This is a genomic window from Streptomyces sp. NPDC004539 (assembly GCF_040610055.1).
GTDB lineage: Bacteria > Actinomycetota > Actinomycetes > Streptomycetales > Streptomycetaceae > Streptomyces.
The window spans coordinates 144,208-164,798 of the sequence record NZ_JBEXLS010000020.1 but is presented as its reverse complement, the minus strand read 5'-3'; the positions used below and the strand labels follow the sequence as shown (position 1 = coordinate 164,798).

At 72.4% G+C, this 20,591-nt stretch carries 18 protein-coding genes; 11 read left to right on the top strand and 7 right to left on the bottom strand.

Annotated elements, in window-relative coordinates; translation table 11 throughout:
• Positions 1 to 442 precede the first annotated feature (442 nt).
• Positions 443 to 1,510 carry an alpha/beta hydrolase gene (locus ABZX85_RS34150; RefSeq protein ID WP_355877411.1) on the top strand — a complete coding sequence of 356 codons (1,068 nt, stop codon included), beginning with the start codon at positions 443 to 445 and terminating at the stop codon, positions 1,508 to 1,510.
• Between the two features lie 512 nt (positions 1,511 to 2,022).
• On the opposite strand, the gene ABZX85_RS34145 is transcribed toward ABZX85_RS34150, so the two are convergent.
• Positions 2,023 to 2,685, bottom strand: a complete 663-nt coding sequence (locus ABZX85_RS34145; RefSeq protein ID WP_355877408.1) for a bifunctional DNA primase/polymerase — start codon at positions 2,683 to 2,685, stop codon at positions 2,023 to 2,025.
• Between the two features lie 396 nt (positions 2,686 to 3,081).
• Between ABZX85_RS34145 and ABZX85_RS34140 the strand changes: the two genes are divergently transcribed.
• Together ABZX85_RS34140 and ABZX85_RS34135 are read left to right on the top strand one after the other, a co-directional pair.
• The gene (locus ABZX85_RS34140) at positions 3,082 to 4,467 is read left to right on the top strand and encodes a transcriptional regulator (RefSeq protein WP_355877405.1); all 1,386 of its coding nucleotides are present in this window, start codon (positions 3,082 to 3,084) and stop codon (positions 4,465 to 4,467) included.
• A gap of 161 nt (positions 4,468 to 4,628) precedes the next feature.
• A complete protein-coding gene (locus ABZX85_RS34135; RefSeq protein WP_355877402.1) occupies positions 4,629 to 6,146 on the top strand; it encodes a hypothetical protein in 1,518 nt (505 codons plus the stop codon).
• A 10-nt stretch (positions 6,147 to 6,156) separates the two neighbouring features.
• Here the strand turns inward: ABZX85_RS34135 and ABZX85_RS34130 are convergent, their stop codons facing one another.
• Positions 6,157 to 7,485 carry an ABC transporter substrate-binding protein gene (locus ABZX85_RS34130; RefSeq protein ID WP_355877399.1) on the bottom strand — a complete coding sequence of 443 codons (1,329 nt, stop codon included), beginning with the start codon at positions 7,483 to 7,485 and terminating at the stop codon, positions 6,157 to 6,159.
• Positions 7,486 to 7,625: 140 nt separating this feature from the next.
• Here ABZX85_RS34130 and ABZX85_RS34125 point away from each other — a divergent pair, with 140 nt between their 5' ends.
• Both ABZX85_RS34125 and purU read left to right on the top strand, forming a co-directional pair.
• Positions 7,626 to 8,126: a hypothetical protein gene (locus tag ABZX85_RS34125; protein WP_355877396.1), complete on the top strand. Its 501-nt coding sequence runs from the start codon at positions 7,626 to 7,628 to the stop codon at positions 8,124 to 8,126.
• 123 nt (positions 8,127 to 8,249) lie between these two features.
• Positions 8,250 to 9,119, top strand: coding sequence for a formyltetrahydrofolate deformylase (gene purU, locus ABZX85_RS34120; RefSeq protein ID WP_355877394.1), 870 nt, complete (start codon positions 8,250 to 8,252; stop codon positions 9,117 to 9,119).
• A gap of 151 nt (positions 9,120 to 9,270) precedes the next feature.
• Here the strand turns inward: purU and ABZX85_RS34115 are convergent, their stop codons facing one another.
• Positions 9,271 to 10,578 carry a zf-HC2 domain-containing protein gene (locus ABZX85_RS34115; protein ID WP_355877392.1) on the bottom strand — a complete coding sequence of 436 codons (1,308 nt, stop codon included), beginning with the start codon at positions 10,576 to 10,578 and terminating at the stop codon, positions 9,271 to 9,273.
• Positions 10,575 to 11,183: a sigma-70 family RNA polymerase sigma factor gene (locus ABZX85_RS34110; RefSeq protein WP_355877390.1), complete on the bottom strand. Its 609-nt coding sequence runs from the start codon at positions 11,181 to 11,183 to the stop codon at positions 10,575 to 10,577. The genes ABZX85_RS34115 and ABZX85_RS34110 overlap by 4 nt, the downstream gene beginning before the upstream one ends.
• A 348-nt stretch (positions 11,184 to 11,531) precedes the next feature.
• Here ABZX85_RS34110 and ABZX85_RS34105 point away from each other — a divergent pair, with 348 nt between their 5' ends.
• On the top strand, positions 11,532 to 11,912 hold the full coding sequence (locus ABZX85_RS34105) for an STAS domain-containing protein (protein WP_355877387.1): 381 nt from the start codon (positions 11,532 to 11,534) through the stop codon (positions 11,910 to 11,912).
• Positions 11,913 to 11,954: 42 nt separating this feature from the next.
• On the opposite strand, the gene ABZX85_RS34100 is transcribed toward ABZX85_RS34105, so the two are convergent.
• Together ABZX85_RS34100 and ABZX85_RS34095 are read right to left on the bottom strand one after the other, a co-directional pair.
• Positions 11,955 to 12,419 carry a hypothetical protein gene (locus ABZX85_RS34100; RefSeq protein ID WP_355877384.1) on the bottom strand — a complete coding sequence of 155 codons (465 nt, stop codon included), beginning with the start codon at positions 12,417 to 12,419 and terminating at the stop codon, positions 11,955 to 11,957.
• Between the two features lie 29 nt (positions 12,420 to 12,448).
• Positions 12,449 to 13,951: an AMP-binding protein gene (locus tag ABZX85_RS34095; RefSeq protein ID WP_355877382.1), complete on the bottom strand. Its 1,503-nt coding sequence runs from the start codon at positions 13,949 to 13,951 to the stop codon at positions 12,449 to 12,451.
• A gap of 132 nt (positions 13,952 to 14,083) precedes the next feature.
• On the opposite strand from ABZX85_RS34095, the gene ABZX85_RS34090 reads away from it, so the two are divergent.
• From ABZX85_RS34090 to ABZX85_RS34075, 4 genes are all read left to right on the top strand, one after another.
• Positions 14,084 to 15,277 (top strand): amidohydrolase family protein, encoded by a 1,194-nt coding sequence (locus ABZX85_RS34090; RefSeq protein WP_355877379.1) that lies wholly within the window; start codon positions 14,084 to 14,086, stop codon positions 15,275 to 15,277.
• A gap of 5 nt (positions 15,278 to 15,282) precedes the next feature.
• The gene (locus tag ABZX85_RS34085; RefSeq protein ID WP_355877376.1) at positions 15,283 to 16,413 is read left to right on the top strand and encodes an acyl-CoA dehydrogenase family protein; all 1,131 of its coding nucleotides are present in this window, start codon (positions 15,283 to 15,285) and stop codon (positions 16,411 to 16,413) included.
• An 8-nt stretch (positions 16,414 to 16,421) separates the two neighbouring features.
• A complete protein-coding gene (locus tag ABZX85_RS34080; RefSeq protein ID WP_355877373.1) occupies positions 16,422 to 17,309 on the top strand; it encodes an acyl-CoA dehydrogenase family protein in 888 nt (295 codons plus the stop codon).
• A gap of 458 nt (positions 17,310 to 17,767) precedes the next feature.
• Positions 17,768 to 18,247, top strand: a complete 480-nt coding sequence (locus ABZX85_RS34075) for an ATP-binding protein (protein WP_355877370.1) — start codon at positions 17,768 to 17,770, stop codon at positions 18,245 to 18,247.
• Between the two features lie 420 nt (positions 18,248 to 18,667).
• On the opposite strand, the gene ABZX85_RS34070 is transcribed toward ABZX85_RS34075, so the two are convergent.
• The gene (locus ABZX85_RS34070) at positions 18,668 to 19,594 is read right to left on the bottom strand and encodes a cyclase family protein (protein WP_355877367.1); all 927 of its coding nucleotides are present in this window, start codon (positions 19,592 to 19,594) and stop codon (positions 18,668 to 18,670) included.
• 85 nt (positions 19,595 to 19,679) lie between these two features.
• On the opposite strand from ABZX85_RS34070, the gene ABZX85_RS34065 reads away from it, so the two are divergent.
• The gene (locus ABZX85_RS34065) at positions 19,680 to 20,591 is read left to right on the top strand and encodes an SDR family oxidoreductase (protein ID WP_355877364.1); all 912 of its coding nucleotides are present in this window, start codon (positions 19,680 to 19,682) and stop codon (positions 20,589 to 20,591) included.

Below are 20,591 nucleotides of genomic sequence, written 5' to 3'. Positions count from 1 at the left end.
CATATGACCGGAGGGGGCGGGAAGATGTGCCGCAGACGTGAGAAGGGCCCCGGTGCCGTGAGGCACCGGGGCCTGTCCTCCCCTGTGCTGACCCGGAGCCCCGAGCTCCCAGGGTCATTCCCCTCGGACCGGTTTCCCCGGCCGGTCCGCCTCCCGTTGAAGATCTCCCCTCGGCAGCGGCGATCATTCCTTGAGCGTGGTCACTCGAACGAGTGGGGTTGCCGCCGGACACTCCAGTTTTCGAATGTGCATTCGATACGCTGCGGGTGAGGGGCCGCGGGAAGCGGAGGCCGCGCTTCGGGCGGGCGGGAGCGGGGCGGCCGGCGGCGGCAGCGGGACACGGCGTTAGTGGTACGACGGCAGACACGAAGCGGTTGACTCGGACCGGTGGGCTTGAGCGGGAGCGGGCGGGCCGAGCGGAGCCAGGGGGGTGCCAGGACCGATGGCGCGACGCATCGAGGTGACCGGGGCCGGCGGGGTACGCCTCGTGGCCTGGGAGTTCGGTGATCCGCCCAAGCCGATTCCGGACCAGCCGGGGGCGCCGGAGGAGGCCGGGCGGGGGCCGGGTCTCGCGGCGGACGGGCAGGGGGCGCGTGCGGGCGAGGGCTCGCGACGGGGTGCCGTCCCGGGAGAGGGCGGTGTGCGGGGCGCTCTTTCGGGTGACGCCGGGGCCGGTGGGGCCGCGGGTGGTGACGCCGGGCCGGGTGGCGTCGTGACCGGCGATGTCCTGGCCGGTGGCGCCGGGGCCGGTGTCCTCTTACTGCACGGCCTCATGGGGCGCGCCTCGCACTGGGCGTCCACCGCCCGCTGGCTCTCCGGCCGGCACCGCGCGGTGGCGCTGGACCAGCGGGGGCACGGCCAGAGCGAGAAGCCCCCGGAGGCCGCGTTCACCCGCGAGGCGTACGTCGAGGACGCGGAGGCGGCGCTGGAGCAGCTCGGGCTCGGTCCCGCCGTTCTCGTCGGGCACGCGATGGGAGCGCTCACCGCGTGGCAGCTCGCCGCCAAGCGGCCCGATCTCGTCCGGGGGCTCGTCGTCTGCGACATGCGGGCGTCCGCGCTCGGAGCGGCCTCCCAGCGGGAGTGGGCCGACTGGTTCAAGTCCTGGCCCCTCCCCTTCGCCACCCTCGCCGACGTCCGCAAGTGGTTCGGTGAGGACGACCCCTGGGTCGAGCGCCCCAACCCCGCGCGCGGGACGTTCTACGCCGAGGTGATGCACGAGTCGGGTGACGGCTGGCGCCCCGTCTTCGAACCCGAGCAGATGCTCAAGTCCCGCGAGACCTGGGTCTACGACGCGCACTGGGAGGAACTCACCCAGGTCCAGTGCCCCGCCCTCGTCGTCCGCGGTCTCGACGGCGAACTCGGCCGCGCCGAGGCCCAGGAGATGGTCCGCGTCCTCCCCCGAGGCCAGTACGCCGAGGTCCCCGACGCCGGCCACCTCGTCCACTACGACCAGCCGGAGGGCTGGCGCGCGGCGATCGAACCGTTCCTGGACGGGGCGTTCGCGGAGTGAGCGGAGTGGAGTGAGGGGTGTGAGCGAGGGAAGTGAGGGACGCGAGGGACGTGAAGGAAGCACGAGGGCGACGAAACCGGCGAAGTGAAACCGACGCCCCCACGGTTCACGGCAACACCCCGAGAACCACCGGACACGGCCCGCACGCCCCCACCACTCCAGCAGCCCGACCCGCCGTCACCTGAGCCGCCGTCACCTGGGCCGCCGTCACCCAACCCGCCATCACCCGAACCCGAACCGCCCCCACCTGAAGCCCAATCCGAACCGCCCCAATCCGAGCCGCCCCAATCCGAACCGCCCCAATCCGAACCACCCCGCCCCGAACCGCCCCCACCCGCCCCGCCGTCACCCGAACCGATCCACCCCCACCCCCCACTTTCAGCCGCCCACCCCCAGCCCCGCCCCGCCCCAAGACTCCCTCGGCCGGGCCTCACGGCCCGACCGGTTCGATGAAACTCCAACGCCCCCCGCCCGCGGCCAATACCGGCCAACACCCGGCAGAAGAACCGCAGTTACCGATCCCGCCCACAGGCGTACGCGAGCGGTGAGATCAACTCCTCCGCATCCGGCAGCCACCGGTTCGCGGCGGTCGGCCGGCAGGCCCACTGCACCGCCCGCGACCCGAACCGCGTGGGCGGAGCGGCGACGTACGCCCCTTCCCCCAGCACATCGAGATCGAGGGACCCGATCGACCAGCCGATCCGCCGCAGCAGGTCCGGGACCTTCACCGAAGCCCCCGGCAGCACGAAGAACTGCATACGCCCGTCGGGCGAGAGCGTCACGGGCCCGAGGGTCAGCTCCATCCGCTCCATCCGCGCCAGCGCGAGGAACCCCGCCGTCTCCGGCACGGAGATCGCGTCGAAGGTCCGCCCGGTGGGCAGCAGGATGGCGGCGCTGGGCTGCTTCTGCCACATCCTGCGGGCGACGGTCGCACTCCCCGTCGCCTGGGACGCCCAGTCGGGGCGCACGGGATGTGCGCCGGGAGCGGCACACTTGGCGTCACCGCAGGAGCAGCGTTGCACTCCGTCGACGGCTTCCAGCCAGGTGCCGGAGAACACGTCCCAATGACGCTCCTCGGCATAGCGGACGGCGGTTTCCAGCAGCGTTTCCCCGCGCTGCTTCGGGATTTGGGTGGCTTCGGCGACGCCGGCAATGGTCTCTTCCACGGTGAGCACAACTCTAGCGGTCACGAGGGGTTACGCGTGCCCGAAAGCCTGGGCGGAAGCGGGCTCTCGCACGGCTCTGACGGATGTTCAAGTGCGCGGGGGAGAGCACCGGTTCGGCCTTCGGGGCGCATGGGTGCACGTCCGGGGGCGCGTGGCAGGAAAGCGCCGGGGAACGGGTAGGCACAAATCGGGGGGAACGGGGAGTCACGCTGGGGGGAGGACTCCGCCCGGCACTTGAGCGAGGCTCCGGCAATCCTCACAAGTCCCGCATTTTCGTCATGTTCGTGGGGCACTGATCTTCACGGCCGGATTTTTTCGGTGACGACCCGGAGCCGGCCGGTGGAAGACACGACAACCACGATAAATCGGTGCGTGGCAGGCACCGCAGCCACAGGGGGTTACACCATGGCCGCAAGGCCGCTTGTCGCGCGGCAGCCGAACGAACGGTTGCAGGCGCTCATCCAGGAGGCGGGGTGCTCGAACGCCGGGCTCGCCCGCCGGGTCAACATGTGCGGGGCCGAGCACGGTCTCGACCTGCGCTACGACAAGACGTCCGTGGCCCGCTGGCTGCGCGGACAGCAACCGCGGGGCAGGGCACCGGCGATCATCGCCGAGGCGCTGGGCCGCAAACTCGGCCGTACGGTCACGATCGACGAGATCGGCATGGCCAACGGCAAGAACCTCGCCTCGGGCGTCGGCCTCCAGTTCTCCCCGACCGTCCTCGGCGCCATCGAGCAGGTCTGCGAGCTGTGGCGCAGCGACGTCGGCCGGCGCGACTTCCTCTCCGGGTCCTCCGTCGCCGCGTCCGCGCTGGTCGAGCCCAGCCGTGACTGGCTGATCTCGGCGCCGGACGCGCAGGTCGCCCGCTCGGCGGGGCCGCGCGTCGGACAGTCGGACGTGGCCGCCGTCCGCGCCATGACGCAGGCCCTCGTCGACCTCGACCACCAGTACGGGAGCGGGCATGTGCGCCCCGTCGTCGTCCACTACCTCAACAGCGTCGTCTCCGGGCTGCTCGCCGGGTCCTACCGGGAGGCGGTGGGGCGGGACCTGTTCGCGGCGGTCGCCCGACTGACCGAGCTGGCCGGGTACATGGCCGTCGACACCGGTCAACCGGGCCTGGCGCAGCGGTACTACATCCAGTCGCTGCGGCTCGCGCAGGCCGCGGGGGACAGAGGCTACGGCGGGTACGTCCTCGCCGCGTCCATGAGCCACCTCGCCGCGCAGCTCGGGAACCCGCGCGAGATCGCCCAGTTGGCGCGCGCGGCGCAGGAGGGCACGCGCGGCCGGGTCACCCCGCGCGCGGAGTCGATGTTCCACGCCGCCGAGGCCCGCGGCCACGCCCTGCTGGGCGACGTCCGCGCGGCGCAGCTGTCGTCCACCCGCGCGATCACCGCGCTGGAGGCCGCCGACACCGACACCGGGGACGATCCGCCGTGGATCGCCCACTTCGACGAGGCGTACCTCGCCGACGAACTCGCCCACTGCCACCGCGACCTCGGCCAGGCGGAGGCCGCCGCCCGCTGCGCGGAGCAGTCCCTCGCCGGCCACCCCCCGAGCCGCGCGCGCCGCCGCGCCATCGGGTACGTCCTGCTGGCCACCGCGCAGGTCCAGCAGCGCGAGATCGAGCAGGCGTGCACGACCGGCCTCAAGGCGGTCGAACTGCTGGAGACCCTGCGCTCCAACCGGGGCGCGGAGTACCTCGACGACCTCCAGCAACGCCTGGAGCCCTACCGGGACGAGCCCGTCGTCCGGGAGTTCGGGGCGCGCCTCGACCTCCAGACGGCGGCCTGATCCGACGCGGGACCGCCGTACCGACGAGTACGGCGGCCGGCGCCCTGTTAGCGACGTCACAAGGCGGCAGGTCACGGTCCGAGCTGTGTGGTCCGGGATTCCGGGGACCCGGTAGCGTGGGCCGACGACTGTCGTGAAGTCCCCCGTTCGGAGGAGTTTCGGTGACGCAGAGTGGACAGGGCGAGGAGCCCTCGGCGCGGTTCGCGCGCGAAGGCATCGTGCTGCCCTCCGACGGCGGTGAGCCGCTGCTGCCGGGCATGACGGGCGCGTCGGCGGTTCCCCCGGCTCCTCGCTACGACCCGCAGCCCGACCCGACGCCGGTGGCCGGCCAGGGCTGGACCCCACCGCCGGCCCAGCCGTCCCAGCCGCCGACCCAGAGCTGGCCGCTCCCACCGGAGGGCGGCGAGTCCCCGGTGACGTACGGCCAGGGGGCGCCGACACCGTCGTACGACCACATGCCGACGTACGGCCAGACCCCCTCGTACGACCAGTCGGGCGCGTACTCCCAGCAGTCGTACGGACAGCCCGGCGCGGCCTATGGCCAGAGCACCCCGTTGCCGCCGATGGACGAGGCCGCCACCCAGTACATCCCGCCGGTCCCGGCGGACGGCGGATACCCGGACTCAGGGGGATTCCAGGGTTCTCCCGGAACTTTCCCGGGGGCGCAGCCCGGAGGTTTCCCGGGTTCCGAGGGGGCCACGCAGTACCTTCCGCCGGTCCCCGCCGTCGAGGAGGGCGCCACCCAGCTCCTCCCCCCGATCACCCCGGGCGCCCTGCCCCCCGAGTCCGGTCAGGGCCACTACCCGGGCGCCGACTCCGCCCCCACCCAGGTCATCCCGCCCATCCCGGCGGACGGCAGCCCCCCGGCGGGCTTCGAGAACCTCTTCCGCGACACCCCGGCCACCCCGCCCCGCCCCGACACCCGCACGGTCCCCCCGCAGCAGACCTACGGCGGCCCCCGCCCCGGCTACGGCCACCCCCAGCAGCCGGGCCCCGCGACGTACGCCCCGCAGGAGCCGTACGACGACGGCGGGCGCGGCCGGGGTGGCCGCAGCCGCTCCAAGGTGCCGCTGATCGTGGCGGCGGGCGTCGCGCTCGCGGCCGTCGGGATAGGCGCCGGGGCCCTGATGGGCAGCGGCGGCGACGACGCGAAGGCCAACAGCACGAACGTGGCGGCGTCGGCCGACGCCGGCCAGGGCACCGGCGCGGCGGCCGGGGACGGCGCCGAGGGCCAGGCGCAGGCGCTCGACAAGCTGCTCGCGGACAGCGGCAGCAGCCGGGCGACGGTCATCCAGGCGGTCGCCGACGTCAAGTCGTGCGACAACCTGGAGCAGGCCGCCGCCGATCTGCGCGACGCGGCCGGGCAGCGCAACGAACTGGTGACGAAACTGTCGGCGCTCTCCGTCGACAAGCTCCCCGACCACGCGGCCCTCACCGACGCCCTCACCAAGGCGTGGAAGGCGTCCGCCGCCGCCGACGACCACTACGCCGCCTGGGCCGACGAGGTCGCCGACAAGAAGAAGGGCTGCCGCAAGGGCCAGGCGCGGACGACGTCCGAGACCGCGCAGGGCAACAAGGAGAGCGGCACCGCGACCCAGCAGAAGGCCAAGGCCGCGGCGCTGTGGAACGTCATCGCCAAGAAGTACGGGCTGACGGAGCGGCAGCCGACGCAGCTCTAGCGGGCCGGCCTCAGCGGAGGCTGGCCTCCTGGAGGGACTTCGTGACGTCCACGAAGTCCGTGCGGGCGGCGACCAGGCGGCCCTGGCGGACGATCTGGAGGGTGACGTCCGCGTTGACCATCCGGGGGAAGCCGACGGAACCGAGCCGGCCGGAGAACTCCCAGCTCAGGGTGGGGGTCAGCCCGCCGGTGTCGACCTTGAGGCCGTCGTCCAGAGCGCTCTTCAGCGAGTCGGCCGTCACGCTCTTGCCCTTCAGTGACTCGACGGCCTGCCTGAGTACCGTGAACGCGAGGTACGTCGTCTGGACGCCCGTGTCCTCCGCGTCGATCCGGGTGTCGGAGAAAGCTTCCTCCTTGATGATCTTCTTCATCTCGTCCCACCGCTTGTCGCTCGCGACGGGGTACCAGCCGGTGACGTACGACCCCTCGTAGGGGCCGTCGGCCCCGCCCGTCGAGTCGATCTCCGGCTGGTCGACGCTGCCCAGCACGGACGCGGTGCGCACCTCGGGGTACTCGTCCCGGACCCGGCGGAAGGAGTCCATGAAGATGCTGGTGCGGTCGCCGAGCGCCGGGACCACGCACCCCTTCTTCGCCGACGACCCGCCGGTCGCCTCCTTGAGCGCCGCCTCGGCCGCCGTCGAGTACTCCGTCGCGTCCTCCGCGGCCCGCTGGTCCGCCGACCCCGCGTGGTCCCCGCTCTCCAGGCCCGCGTCCAGCATCACCGGCTGGGTGTCCCCGGCGATCGTGTCGGGCCGCACCAGCGTGACGCGTCCGCAGGTCTTCGCCAGCTCCTCCCCGAGCCCCGCGAGCAGCGCGGGCTGACCGCCGTTCACCGGGTACGACAGGGGGCTCGTGAACTCGTTCTCGGTGACGCCGTAGCCGCCTATGTAGGGGATGCCCGCGCCCTCCAGCGGCGGGAAGAACGACTTCGCGTACTGGCTGTACGAGCCGACGACCGCGACCGCGCCCTCCTTGACGGCGGTGCGCGCGCACTTCGCCGCGCCGACCGAGTCGTTACGGTCGTTGCAGGTCAGGACCTTGAGGGTCCGGCCGTCCAGGCCGCCGTTGTCGTTGATCCAGCGGGCGTACGCCTGGGCGAACGCGGGCATGCCGGGTTTGTTCGTCGCGCCGGTGTCCTGGGGGGCCCAGGTCATGACGGTGACGGGGCCGTCCTCGGCGTCGCCCGAGGTGCCGGGGACGACTCCGCAGCCGGCGACGAGTGAGGCGCCGGCCAGCAGGGTCGCCGCTCCGGCCCTGACGGACGTGCCGGCTCTGACGGACCCCGTGAAGCGGCCGGTCCTGGGGAGGAAGGTGCTGCGCGTGCGTCGCCTGCCGGTCATGGGCACACACGCTTCCGCCACATCCCCAACTCGGGAGTGACCCGTGGTCAACGTGAGGTGACACGGAGGTGAATTGCGCGGGCCGGGTGGGGTGGGGGTGGGCGATGGGGCGGGGAGAGGTGTCGGCGATCATATGATTCATGACCTTGCAAGGACCGGAGAACCCTTCCCGTCGGGGCCGTCGCTCATCCACCATGGGCGTCATGCCACTCAACGACATGCCGTGGTGGCGCTGGCGCAGCAATGTGCGTTCCGCGCTGCACATGCTCTCCGATCCTGTCTTCCAGCGGAACGTCTGGCTCACCGGCGCCGAGGGGTACGGCGACGTCACCGACGCCGTGTACCGCCTCGTCGAGGACACCTGGCTGGACAACTGGTCCGCCGAGAAATACGTGGGCACGATCTTCCGCGACTCCCAGGAGGCGGCCCTCGTCGACACCGCCGTCCTGCGGGTCCTGCGCATCATGCACCAGGTCGGCCCCGACGCCCTCGTCTCCGCCTACCTCGAACACCCCGGCTGGGGCGAGGCGGTCCGCGCCTGCCGCGACGCACACGTCCGGATGGCCGTCGCGGACGGGGAGGACCCGGAGGGGGCGCCGCAGACGCTGGAGGTGTTGCGGATCGTTACGCGGGCGGTTTAGGGGGGCCGGTTCGTTGGCGGCTGCGGGTGCGTTGTGGCTTGGCGAACGGCCACGACGCACCCGCACTCGCCCACCCACTGGAACCCCCCGAGCTCCTGGGCGCACGTATGGGACCCTGTGCCCATGAACGCGCAGTCCACCCCCGCCCAGCAGTACATCCTCACCCTCTCCTGCCCCGACAAGCAGGGCATCGTGCACGCGGTGTCCAGCTACCTGTTCATGACCGGGTGCAACATCGAGGACAGTCAGCAGTTCGGGGACCACGACACGGGCCTGTTCTTCATGCGCGTCCATTTCTCCGCCGAAGCCCCCGTCACCCTCGACAAACTCCGCGCCAGCTTCGCCGCGATCGGCGACTCCTTCCACATGGACTGGCAGATCAACCGGGCCGACGAGAAGACCCGCATCGTCCTGATGGTCAGCAAGTTCGGCCACTGCCTCAACGACCTCCTCTTTCGCGCCCGCACCGGCGCCCTGCCCGTCGAGATTGCGGCGGTCGTCTCCAACCACACGGACTTCGCGGAGCTGGTGGGGTCGTACGGCATCCCCTTCCACCACATCCCGGTCACCAAGGACACCAAGGCCGACGCGGAGGCCCGCCTCCTGGAGATCGTCCGCGAGCAGGACGTCGAGCTGGTCGTCCTCGCGCGCTACATGCAGGTCCTCTCCGACGACCTCTGCAAGCAGCTCAGTGGCCGGATCATCAACATCCACCACTCCTTCCTCCCCAGCTTCAAGGGCGCGAAGCCGTACCACCAGGCGCACACCCGCGGCGTGAAGCTGATCGGGGCGACGGCGCACTATGTGACGGCCGACCTCGACGAGGGGCCGATCATCGAGCAGGAGGTCGAGCGCGTGGGCCACGGCGTCACGCCGGACCAGCTCGTGGCGATCGGCCGCGACGTGGAGTGCCAGGCGCTGGCGCGTGCGGTGAAGTGGCATGCGGAACGCAGGATTTTGTTGAACGGCCGACGCACGGTGGTGTTCGCGTAGTAGGTCGGCTGCGGGTTGTATGTGGTTGCTCGCGCAGTTCCCCGCGCCCCTAAAAGCAAAAAACGGCGACGCACCCGCATTCTTTTAGGGGCGCGGGGAACTGCGCGACAAGCCACAACGCACCCGCAGCCGCCAACGAACCAGAGGCCCCCTACATCCTGCTCAACGCCGCCGCAGCGAACAGCACATCCCTGATCGCCTCCCGATCCCCCACCTGCCCCACAGCCGCCTCCTCCGGAGCGATGTGCCCGGCGGCGAGCTGACAGAACTCCACGTCGTCCAACGCGATGTGCGCGACCTCGTACTCCGCGGACCCCACCGCCGCGGGCGAGTCGAGCGGGATGAACCACTCACCCCCACCGAGCCCCTCGATCTCCAGCCGCAGGCTCCGCCCGGGATGCCCGGCGGGCACGAGATGACGGGTACGACCGGGCGCCGCGAGCCCCGCGAGCCGCCGCTCGGCCAACGCCCCCGGCAACAACCGCGCCGCCAGCCCGATCATGGCCCGCAGATGACGCGGCGCGGGCGGATCGTACGGATAGTCCACGGCCTGCGCGATGTCGTCCGCATGGACCCAGCACTCGAAGGCCCGGTCGAGCAGCGCGTCGCGCAGGGGCAGCTCGAAGGCGCCGTACGACACCCCGAGCCCCCCGGCGGAGCCGCCCGTGAAGGACGCGGTCCGCACGATGTCGTGGACCTGCGCCCGCCAGGGCCCCCGCGCGGTACGGGTGTGCGGGAACCGGGACGTCCGCCAGGCGAACTCGGTCCGCTCGACGGCCCCGGTCAGCGGCTCCTCGCTCTGGACCGGGTCGTCCAGTCCGAGGGCGACGGCGATCATCCCGTCCACCGCGTGCAGATGCGCGATGACCCCGGCGACCGTCGTCCGCCGGCTCTCCCGCCGCTCCCCCTCGAACCACCGCAGCCGCACGGGCGCGTGCCACTCGGAGTCGCCGAAGTCCTGGAGCAGCGCGTCGAGCCGGGCGGCCTCCGCGTCGTACGGCAGGGACCAGTCCGGCACGGGGATGCGCGGCGGGCGCCGTTCGAGACAGCTCGCGAGGACGCGGGTGCGCAGCCCGGGGTCGAGGTCGAGCGGCTCGGGCCGCTGGAGCAGCCCGACGGCCTCCCGCAGCCGCCGCGCCTCGTCCGCGCAGACCCCGCACCCGCCCAGATGCTCCTCGACGGCCTCGGCCTCCTCGGCGGAACAGGCCGCCAGCGCCCACGCGCCCAGCAGTGACTTGAGCACCGGGTGCTCCAGAGGAGGTTGCGGCACGGGGACGTCCCCGCCTTCTTGTCGTACGACGGTCCCGGCGCCGAAGTCGGCCTCGGCGCCCGCGGGGTACGCGCCGCCGTCCTCCGCCGCGGCGCGCGGCAGCGGTATCCGGGGTGGCGGCTGGCCGGGGGAGCGGTGGTGGCCGGCCGGGTCGAAGGGGTTCTCGGCGTGCCGGTCGGCGCTGCTCATGCTGCACCTCCGTAGCCGGGCGGGGCTCCGGGGGCCGCGCTGTCGTGGGCCGTGGACAGCAGCTGGAGGCCGAGGCGGAGCCGGCGGCGGGCCTCGTCCTCCGTGACGCCGAGGTCGGCGGCGGTCTGGCGGTAGTCCCGGCGCTGGAAGTAGGCCAGTTCGAGGGCGGTGCGCAGGGGGGCCGGCATGGACTGGACGATGTAGTCCGCGCGGGCGGCCACCGAGGCGTGCCGGACGCGGTGTTCGAGGTCCTCGGGGGTGCCGGGGCCCGAGCCGGAGCCGGGGTCGGTGCCGGGGCCGTGCGCCAGATCGGCGGTGCCGGTGTCGCGGAGGTGCTGGACGGCGAGGCGGTGGGTGAGGCCGGCGATCCAGGTGCGCAGCGGGCCCTGCTTGGGGTCGTAGGCGTCGGGGTGCTCCCACACGTGGGTGAACACTTCGCGGGTGATCCGGTCGGCTCCCCGCTCGTCTCCGAGCACGCGGTGGGCGAGGCCGTGCACGAGTGAAGCGAACCGGTCGTACAGCTCGCCGAGCGCCGCCGCCTCGCCGCGTGCCAGCCGCTGCTGCATCTTGCGGTCCCAGCGGGGCAGTGCGTCCTTCTTCGCCATGCGGCCCCCTCTACCCGTGTCTGCCTTCACCTCGAATGTAGTCGGCGCCTCCGACAACGCACGCTCGTTTGTCGCATTGTGCGCCCCTGACCCGTCGCGAGGTGATAAAGGGCCCTCCGGTCGTCGCCTACCCCGTTCCGGAATGATCAAGTCGCGATCGAATTTGATCGCTTCATGACCTGTACGGCCCGGACATGACCCGATGGGAACAAGCCTCCTTCTTCCGGTTCCCGTTTCCGCCCCGGCGTTTCGGGGAACGGCCGCTGGGCAGCCGCGGTGCAGGGAGCGAAGGGAAGCGAAGGGACCGCTTCCGGGGAACGACCGCTTCCGTACCGGCGAGCGAAGGGCGTGGTGGTGGCGATCAAAGTGACCGGTGAGGAGCGTGGCCGCTGGGCCGTGCTCCACGTGTCGGGCGAACTGGACCTGGTCACCTCGACCAGCCTGCGCCGACGGGTCCACGACGAGGTGGCCGAGGGCCGACACCTCCTCGTCCTCGACCTCTCCGGCGTCCGTTTCTGCGACTCCAGCGGCGTCGGCGTCCTCATCGCGGCCCGCCGCCTCCTGCGTTCCTGCGGGGGCCGCCTGCGCCTCGTCCTCCCCGCCGGCGGCGGCCAGGACGCCCACGTCAACAAGGTCTTCGGCGCGCTCGGTGTACGCCGCCTGTTCGACGTGTACGGCACGCTGGACGAGGCGACGACGGAGGACGAACCCAGCCAGGTCTCGGCGTAGGGATTCTTTCTGCGTCGGGCACCGGTGTGGAGACGCCGGGTGTCACAGTGTCCGTCCGGCCTCGGTCACGAACGCCGTGACCGCCGCGCGCGTGATGTCGCGGCGGGCGTCCAGTTCGAGCCGGTCGGGAGCCCTGTGCAGCTGGTCGATCAGCTCCAGCGCCTCGTGGGCCCGTGCCACCAGCGCCTCGTCCGGTGTCAGCATCTGTACGCGGAACAGCGCCTCCTGGGCCGTCGTCCGCAGGGTGTACCCCTCCATGCGGGCCCGGTGCGACTCCTCCGGCGCGTTGTCCACGTGCAGCCGGAACCAGCGGTCCAGCAGCACCCGCCGGTAGGTCACCAGCGCTCCCGCGTACGCGGCGTACGCGTCCATCCGCTCCTGGCGCAGCCGCTCGTCGTGCGCGAAACGCTCCGCGCGCTCGGCCGCGCGCACCTGGAACCGGTGGGTCACCCCCGCACCGAGCAGGGTCCCCAGGACCGCCACGAGACTCGCCGCCAATGCCTCCACGCCGGACAGTTGATCACACCGGCCTCTCCTCAACTCCCCGAATACCGCTCCCGCAGCTTGTACTTGAGGACCTTCCGCAGCGTCTCGTTGCGCGGCAGCGCGTCCACCACCTCCAGGCGTTCCGGCAGCTTGTGCGCCGACAGGCCCTGCTCCCGGAGGTAGGCGACGACGCCCGCGAGGTCCGGCGCGGTGTCGGCGGACGCCGGTTCGACCACCGCGCAGACCAACTCCCCGCGCTCCGCGTCCGGCAGCCCCACCACCGCCGCCTCGCCGATGCCGGGGTGCGCGGCGAGGAGGTCCTCGATCTCCTTCGCGGAGACGTTCTCGCCCTTGCGGATGATGACGTCCTTGAGCCGCCCGGTGAGGACGAGGTGCCCGTCACCGGTGACGTACCCGAGGTCGCCGGTGCGCAGGAAGCCGTCCGCGTCGAACGCCTCCGCGCTCTGGGCGGGGTCCAGGTACCCCTGGCAGACCGCCTCGCCGCGCAGCCGCACCTCGCCGTCCACGATCCGTATCTCCATCCCCTCCGGGGGCCTCCCCTCCGTCGTCGCCAGGTTCTCCGCCGTGTCGTCCGGCGATCCCATCGTGATCATCGGGACCTCCGTCATGCCGTATCCGTGCGTCAGCTGCACCTCCATCTCCCGGACCACCGCGTGGTACACCTCCGGCGGCTTCGGCGCTCCGCCGCCCGCGAGGAGCCGCAGCGTCGGGATCACCTTCGCCCCCGGGGACTTGCGCTGCTCCGCGAGGAACATCGAGTAGAACGCCGTCGACCCGCCCGCCACCGTCACGCCGTGCCGCCGGAACTCTTCGAGCGCCTCGGGGAGCGCGAACCGCTCGAACATCACCGCCGGGAAGCCGTAGAGCAGCAGCATCACCGTGTAGTCCGGCCCCGCGATGTGGGCGTACGGGAAGGCCATCGACCCCACGTCCGTCTCCGACAGGCGCAGTGCGTGGGCGAGGCAGGCCCCGCCGGCGATGAGCGAACGGTCTGTGTGGAGAACTCCCTTGGGGTCCGAGGTCGTTCCCGAGGTCCAGTAGATCCACCGAACGGAGTAACCGTCCCCGGGCGGCGGCGGCAGCACGGCCGGGTCTCCGGCGGGCAGCGCGTCGTACGCCTCGAAGACCCCCTTCGCGCCGAGCCGCCGGGCCATCTCGCCGTGGTCGAAGTCCCGCCAGACGCCCGGCACGGCGAAGAACTCGGCCTTGGACTCGCGCAGGGCGAAGCCGACCTCGCGGTCGCGGTAGAAGGGGATCACGGGGCTCTGGACGGCGCCGAGGCGGGCGAGGGCGAAGGTCAGGACGGCCGTCTCGATCCGGGTGGGGAGCTGCCAGGCGACGACCGTGCCGGGGCGCACGCCCCTGCCGTACAGGCCGGCCGCCGTGCGTTCGGCGGCGTCCCGGAGGCCGCCGAACGTCATCGCGCGGTCCTCCTGGAGGAACACCGGGCGGTCCGGGGTGAGGGCGGCGCGGCGGTCGAGGAGTTCCCAGAGAGTGCGGGCGGAGCCCAGGGCGTGCGCGGTGTCGGTCACTTCGGCCCCCTGCTTGGCTGACGGGTCGTCAGATCGTAGGGGTGTGCGCCTTGTCGGTCCAGGGGTGCGGGGCTAGTCTGCGCGGTGACGACTGGATCTGACGGTCCATCAGATAACGGGAGTGGGGGCCTCATGGGTGAGCTGCCGCGCATCGTCAGCGTCGACGACCACGTGATCGAACCGGCGCACCTTTTCCAGACCTGGCTGCCGGCCAGGTACCGGGAGCGCGGGCCGCAGCCGCTGACCGCCGGGATCGGTGAACTGGCCTACGTCGGCGGCAAGTACCAGATCACGATGGACCCCGACGGGCCGCCCGCCGACTGGTGGATCTACGAGGGGCTGAAGTTCCCCTACAAGCGCGTCATCGCCGCCGTCGGCTTCGACCGCGACGACATGACCCTGGAGGGCATCACGCGCGCGGAGATGCGCCCCGGGTGCTACGACCCGGTCGAGCGCCTCAAGGACATGGACCTCAACCACGTCGAGGCCAGCCTGTGCTTCCCGTCGTTCCCGCGCTTCTGCGGGCAGACCTTCGCGGAGGCCCAGGACAAGGAGGTCGCCCTCGCGTGCGTGCGCGCCTACAACGACTGGATGGTCGAGGAGTGGTGCGGCGGCAGCGGCGGACGGCTCATCCCGCTCTGCCTGATCCCCCTGTGGGACATCGGTCTGGCCGTCGCGGAGATCCACCGCAACGCCGCGCGCGGGGTGCGCGCGGTGACGTTCTCCGAGATCCCGACCCACCTCGGCCTGCCGTCCATCCACTCCGGCTACTGGGACCCGTTCTTCGCGGCCTGCGAGGACACCGGGACGGTCGTCAACATGCACATCGGGTCGTCCTCCCAGATGCCGGCCGCCTCCCCGGACGCGCCCCCGGCCGTCCAGGCGTCGCTGTCCTTCAACAACGCCATGGCCTCGATGATGGACTTCCTCTTCAGCGGCGTCCTGGTGCGCCACCCGCGCCTCAAACTGGCCTACTCCGAGGGGCAGATGGGCTGGATTCCGTACGCCCTGGAGCGCGCCGACGACGTCTGGGAGGAGCACCGCGCGTGGGGTGGCGTCCGCGACCTGGTGCCGGAGCCGCCGTCGACGTACTACTACCGGCAGATCTTCTGCTGCTTCTTCCGCGACAAGCACGGTGTCGCGTCCATCGACGTCGTCGGCCGGGACAACGCCACCTTCGAGACGGACTACCCGCACGTCGACTCGACGTTCCCGCACACCAAACAGGTCGCCCTGGAGCACGTCGAGGGACTCGACGAGGAGACGACCTACAAGCTGATGCGCGGCAACGCGATCCGCATGCTCGACCTGGACCTCGACAAGTAGCCCTCATGGACCTCGCGTACACGCCCGAGGAGGAGGAGTTCCGCGCGCGCCTGCGCGCGTGGCTCACGGAGACGCTGCCCCTGCTGCCGCCCAAGCCGTCCCCCGACGACTGGCCCGCCCGGCGCGCGTACGACCTCGGCTGGCAGCGCCGGCTGTACGACGCCGGGTACGCGCACGTGCACTGGGACGCCTCCCCGACCCTGCGGCTGATCTTCCTGGAGGAGACCGAGCGGGCCGGGGCGCCCTATGTGGGCGCCGGGTTCGTGGGCCTCCTGCACGCGGGGCCGACGATCGCCGCCGAGGGGACGGACGCCCAGCGGGCGCGCTGGCTGGAGCCGATCCTGCGCGGCGAGGAGGTGTGGTGCCAGGGGTTCAGCGAACCGGACGCCGGGTCCGACCTGGCCTCCCTGCGCACGCGCGCGCGACGCGACGGCGACGTCTACCGGGTGACCGGCTCCAAGATCTGGACGTCCCACGCGGAGGTCGCCGACTGGTGCGAACTCCTCGTGCGCACCGACCCGGACGCGCCGAAGCACAAGGGCATCACCTGGCTCGCGATGCCCATGGACGCCCCCGGGATCACCGTCCGGCCGCTGCGCACGCTCGCCGGGTCCGCCGAGTTCGCCGAGGTGTTCCTCGACGACGTGCCGGTGCCGGTCGCCAACCGGGTCGGCGCCGAGAACGACGGCTGGCGCGTCACGCTGGTCACGCTCTCCTTCGAGCGCGGCACCGCCTTCGCCGGCGAGGTGGTCGCCTGCCGCCGCGTGCTGGCCGAACTCGCCCGCGAGGCCCTGACGGTCGGCCGGTGGGACGATCCGGCCCTACGGCGCCGTCTGGGCCGCCTGGAGGCCGAGTTCCGGGCCCTGTGGCGGCTCGTCCAGTGGAACGTCAGCGAGGCCGCCGAGAACGGCGTCCCCGGCGTCGGCGGCTCCGTCTTCAAACTCCGCTACTCGCACGCGCGCCGGCAGCTCTACGACACCGCCGCCGAGATCCTGGGCGACGCCGCCCTCGACCTCGACCGGCCGTGGGTCCTCGACCGGCTGTCGTCGCTGTCGTACACGATCGCGGCGGGGACGTCGCAGATCCAGCGGACGATCGTGGCGGAACGCGTGCTGGGGCTGCCGAAGGGGAGGTGAGAGCCACCGTGCGCTTTCAGTTGACCGAGGATCAGCGGGCCCTGCGCGCGGGCGTGCGCGAGGTGCTCGCCCGGCGGTTCGGGCCCGACGCGCTGCGCGCCGCCGTCGACGCGCCGGGGCTGGACCGGGGGCTGTGGCGGGCCCTGGGCGAGGCCGGGTTCTTCGCGCTGCGGCTGCCCGAGGAGCGGGGCGGGGTCGGACTCGGGCTGCCGGAGGCGGTGTTGGCGTTCGAGGAGGCCGGACGGGCCCTGCTGCCGGGGCCGTTGGTGGGGACGCATCTCGCGGCGGGGACGGTGCCGGGGGCGGCGGAGGGCGAGACCGTCGTCGCGGTCGTCGACGGGGGGCTCGTGGAGTGGTGGGACGAGGCGGACGTCGTGATCGGGGAGGGCGGTTCGGGGGCCGTCCCGATCCGCTCCGTCGACCCGCTGACCCCGCTGCGCCGGGTGCCCGACGCGACCGTACGTACGGCCGGTCCCGACCCCGTGGCCGTCCTGCTGACCGCCGCCGAACAGCTCGGCACGGCCACGCGCGCGTGCGAGCTCGCCGTCGGCCACGCGCGCGTGCGGGAGCAGTTCGGGCGTCCCATCGGGGCGTTCCAGGCGGTGCAGCACCTGTGCGCCGACATGCTGGTCCGCGCGGAGGTCGCGCGGGCGGCGGTCTACGCGGCGGCCGTCACCGGGGACGCGGCCGACACCGCGTGCGCGCGCGTGCTCGCCGACGAGGCCGCCGTGGGGAACGCCGGGGACTGCCTCCAGGTGTTCGGCGGGATGGGGTTCACCTGGGAGGCGGACGTACATCTGTTGCTCAAGCGCGCGTGGGTGCGCACGCGGCGTGCGGGAGGCGCGACGGAGAGTGAGGAGTTGCTTGCTCGGGAACTGCTCGCCGGGGCCGGCTGACAGGCGCGTGGCCTGCGGGGACGGCGCCGGGGGCGGCAGAACGCCGTACGGATGTCGCCGATCGTGGCATCGGGTGGTGACGGAGTGTCGATACCGGGTTGTGTCCCGCATGTGACCCGTCACGGTGCGGAGTCGGTGACCGGCTCGGGTACCTTCGGGGGATGCGCGTGGTTCCCGGTGTGAGCCGCCCCGGTGTTGCCTGTTCGACTCCCTCCGAGGGGGGTCGCACAGTATGCCGCACGGGTACTCCTTCGCGCGGGAATATGCCCGAAGCGCTTGTTCGGGTGACGGAACGTCAATCAGGCTGTCCTGCAAGGGATTCACGTTCCGTCACGATGCCTCTGGCCCTTGTGGGGGCCACGCGGAAAATGGCTACGATCGTGGCCCTCGTCGTCATGGTGGGCATGTCGCCGTCATGGCGCGCGGTCATGTGTCCGCCGGTTCGGATGGTGTGAGCGGTGCAGGTGCTTCAGGAGCAGTTGGAGATCCGGCCCGACCCCGCGGAGGTGGGGCGGGCCCGCAGATGGGCGTGCGCGCGGCTCGCCGGGTCACCTCTGGGCGACGACGACGCGCTCGCCGAGACGCTGGCGCTGATCGTCTCCGAACTGGTCACCAACGCCGTCGTGCACACGGGCCGGCCGGCCGTCCTGAGCCTCTGTCTGCCCGGTGAGGCGGTCGAGGAGGCCACGGTGCGCCTGGAGGTCGCCGACGGCAGCGAGCGGGCCCCTGTGCCCCGCTGCGCGAGCGACGAGGCCACCGGCGGGCGGGGCCTCGCCCTCGTCGACGGGCTCGCGGACCGCTGGGGGTGGGCCGCCGAGGGGGCGGGCAAGCGGATCTGGTGCGAACTCGACCGCCCCGCGCGGGCGCGCGAGCGCGTGGCGGCGGAGTGCGGGCGGGCGCTGGGGATCTTCGAGGGGCTGGCGTACGGGGTCGTGTGAGACGGCCGGGGCGAGACCGCCGGGGCGGTCGTCCCGCGCGCGTGCGCACCGGCTCGCACCGGCGGGGCGACGGGTGCGCCCGGCCGTGCTTCCGTGCGCGCCCGGCGCCGGGCGGGCGTATCACCACAAAACCCCGAGAGGGTGTTGACGCGACGTGTCCGTTTGATCACGCTTGTGGTCAGCGATTCGCCGCGAGGGGACGGCGAGGGCTTCGGTGACGGAAGTCCTCGGCGAGTGTGGGTCGTTGATTCGGCGCCGGTTCTCTCTCGGGGCGAGAGGACGTGGGGCGGGCGCGCCGAGTGCGGACGGCGGTGCGCGGTGCCGAGCTCGGGGCGGGCGCGGCGTGCCGTCGTCCGGAGCCGTACGGGTGAGCGCGTGCGGGGTGCCGGGGGCATCGGGGTTCGGTCGGGGTGCCGGGGTTCACAGGACCGCCACCGGGGCCACCGGCGTGCCCGTCGCGCCGACGAACGGCTCGGGCATCGCCGACAGCAGGAACGCGTACCGCCCGCTCTCTCCACAGGCTGTGGACAACTCCTCCAGATTCCAGTTCTGCCCCTGGAGCATCCCCATCTCGACCAGGTCGAGCGCGTGCACCGGCAGCCACAGGTCCTCGATCTCCGGCGGGAAGATCTCGAAGGTCAGCGTGTCGTTCGCGACGGCCGCCACGTCCCGCGCGTGGAACCACTCCGGCGTCCGCACGGACAGCCCCGGCGACGGGTACGCGTACGCGTGCCGGTCCCCGGCGAGATACACCCGCACCTGCCCGGTCCGGACGAGGACGACGTCCCCCGCGCGCACGCGCACGCCGCCGAACTCCTCGGCCGCCGCCAGGTCCTCCGGCGTCACCGCGTGCCCGCCCGCCAGCCGCTCCACGCCCCGCGCGCGGGCCACGTCGAGCAGCACGCCGCGTGAGACGACGTGCCGGGCGCTCGCGATGTCGCTGAACGCGGCGCCCGCGTGCGCGGTGATCGAGCTCGCCGGACGCCCGTTGTAGACCCGCCCCGAGTGCGAGACGTGCGTCAGCGCGTCCCAGTGGGTGCCGGCCTGGAGCCCCATGGTCACCGCGTCGTCGCTGCACGCCACCGTGCCGGGGCCGAAGATCTCCTGGTTGATCTGCGTCATCGCGTGCAGGGGGTTGACCCGCCCCGGGATCGTCCCGGTCTGCACGCCGTCCTCCTTCAGGGGCAGCGCGAGCGGGACCCGGCGGCCCGAGCGCACCTCGGCGGCGGCGCCCCGCACGACCTCGTCGGTGATCAGGTTGAGCGTGCCGATCTGGTCGTCCGCTCCCCAGCGCCCCCAGTTGTTCACGCGCTTCGCGATCTCGTGGAACTCCTCCGGCAGTGCCATCCGGTGCCTCCCCGGGGCTTGTCCTCGGCGGTCCGCCGCGCCATAAAATCTAACGGTCCGTCAGAAACCGTGGAAGGGGCGGGTCGTGGGGAACTTCTTGACCGGCAAGGTCGTCGCCGTCACGGGCGCCGGGCGGGGCATCGGACGCGCCGTCGCGCTCGCGGCGGCGGCCGAGGGCGCCCGGGTCGTCGTCAACGACTACGGCGTCGCCGTGGACGGCGCCTCGCCCACGAGCGAGATCGCCGAGGGCGTCGTCAAGGAGATCGTCGCGGCGGGCGGCGAGGCCGTCGCCGTCGCCAACGACATCTCGACGATGAGCGGCGGGCAGCGGGTCGTCGACATCGCCGTGGAGACGTACGGGCGGCTCGACGGCGTCGTCTGCGTCGCCGGGATTCTCCGCGAGCGGATGCTGTTCAACATGACCGAGGAGGAGTGGGACCCGGTCGTCGCGACGCACCTGAAGGGCACGTTCACGGTGTTCCGGGCCGCCTCCGCCGTCATGCGGAAACAGGGCTCCGGGGCGCTCGTCGGGTTCACCAGCGGCAACCACCAGGGGTCCGTCTCCCAGGCCAACTACAGCGCCGCGAAGGGCGGGATCATCTCGCTGGTGCGCAGCGCGGCGCTCGGCCTGCACAAGTACGGGGTGACCGCGAACGCCGTCGCGCCCGTCGCCCGGACCCGGATGTCGGCCGGGGTGCCGACGGAACTCGCGGAGATGGGCGAGCCCGAGGACGTCGCCGCGATGGTGATTTTCCTTTTGTCCAACCGGGCGCGCGACCTGTGGATAACCGGCCAGGTCTATACGGTCGCGGGTGCCAAGATTGCCGTGTGGGCGCAGCCGAGGGAAGTGCGGGCGGCTTTCTCCGAGGCGGGCTGGACGCCGGAGCGGATCGCCGAGGTGCTGCCGGGAAGCGTGGGGACGGAACCGATGCCCATGCTGGCGAAATTGGAGGAGATGAGAAAAGCGGCGGCGGAGGGAAAACGGCCCAACGCGTAA

Coding starts and splice junctions, on each gene's coding strand:
- ABZX85_RS34150 (WP_355877411.1), top strand. CDS start 443: ATGGCGCGACGCATCGAGGTGACCGGGGCCGGCGGGGTACGCCTCGTG.
- purU (WP_355877394.1), top strand. CDS start 8,250: ATGAACGCGCAGTCCACCCCCGCCCAGCAGTACATCCTCACCCTCTCC.
- ABZX85_RS34085 (WP_355877376.1), top strand. CDS start 15,283: ATGGACCTCGCGTACACGCCCGAGGAGGAGGAGTTCCGCGCGCGCCTG.
- ABZX85_RS34070 (WP_355877367.1), bottom strand. CDS start 19,594: ATGGCACTGCCGGAGGAGTTCCACGAGATCGCGAAGCGCGTGAACAAC.
- ABZX85_RS34140 (WP_355877405.1), top strand. CDS start 3,082: ATGGCCGCAAGGCCGCTTGTCGCGCGGCAGCCGAACGAACGGTTGCAG.
- ABZX85_RS34110 (WP_355877390.1), bottom strand. CDS start 11,183: ATGGCGAAGAAGGACGCACTGCCCCGCTGGGACCGCAAGATGCAGCAG.
- ABZX85_RS34090 (WP_355877379.1), top strand. CDS start 14,084: ATGGGTGAGCTGCCGCGCATCGTCAGCGTCGACGACCACGTGATCGAA.
- ABZX85_RS34115 (WP_355877392.1), bottom strand. CDS start 10,578: ATGAGCAGCGCCGACCGGCACGCCGAGAACCCCTTCGACCCGGCCGGC.
- ABZX85_RS34125 (WP_355877396.1), top strand. CDS start 7,626: ATGACCTTGCAAGGACCGGAGAACCCTTCCCGTCGGGGCCGTCGCTCA.
- ABZX85_RS34130 (WP_355877399.1), bottom strand. CDS start 7,485: ATGACCGGCAGGCGACGCACGCGCAGCACCTTCCTCCCCAGGACCGGC.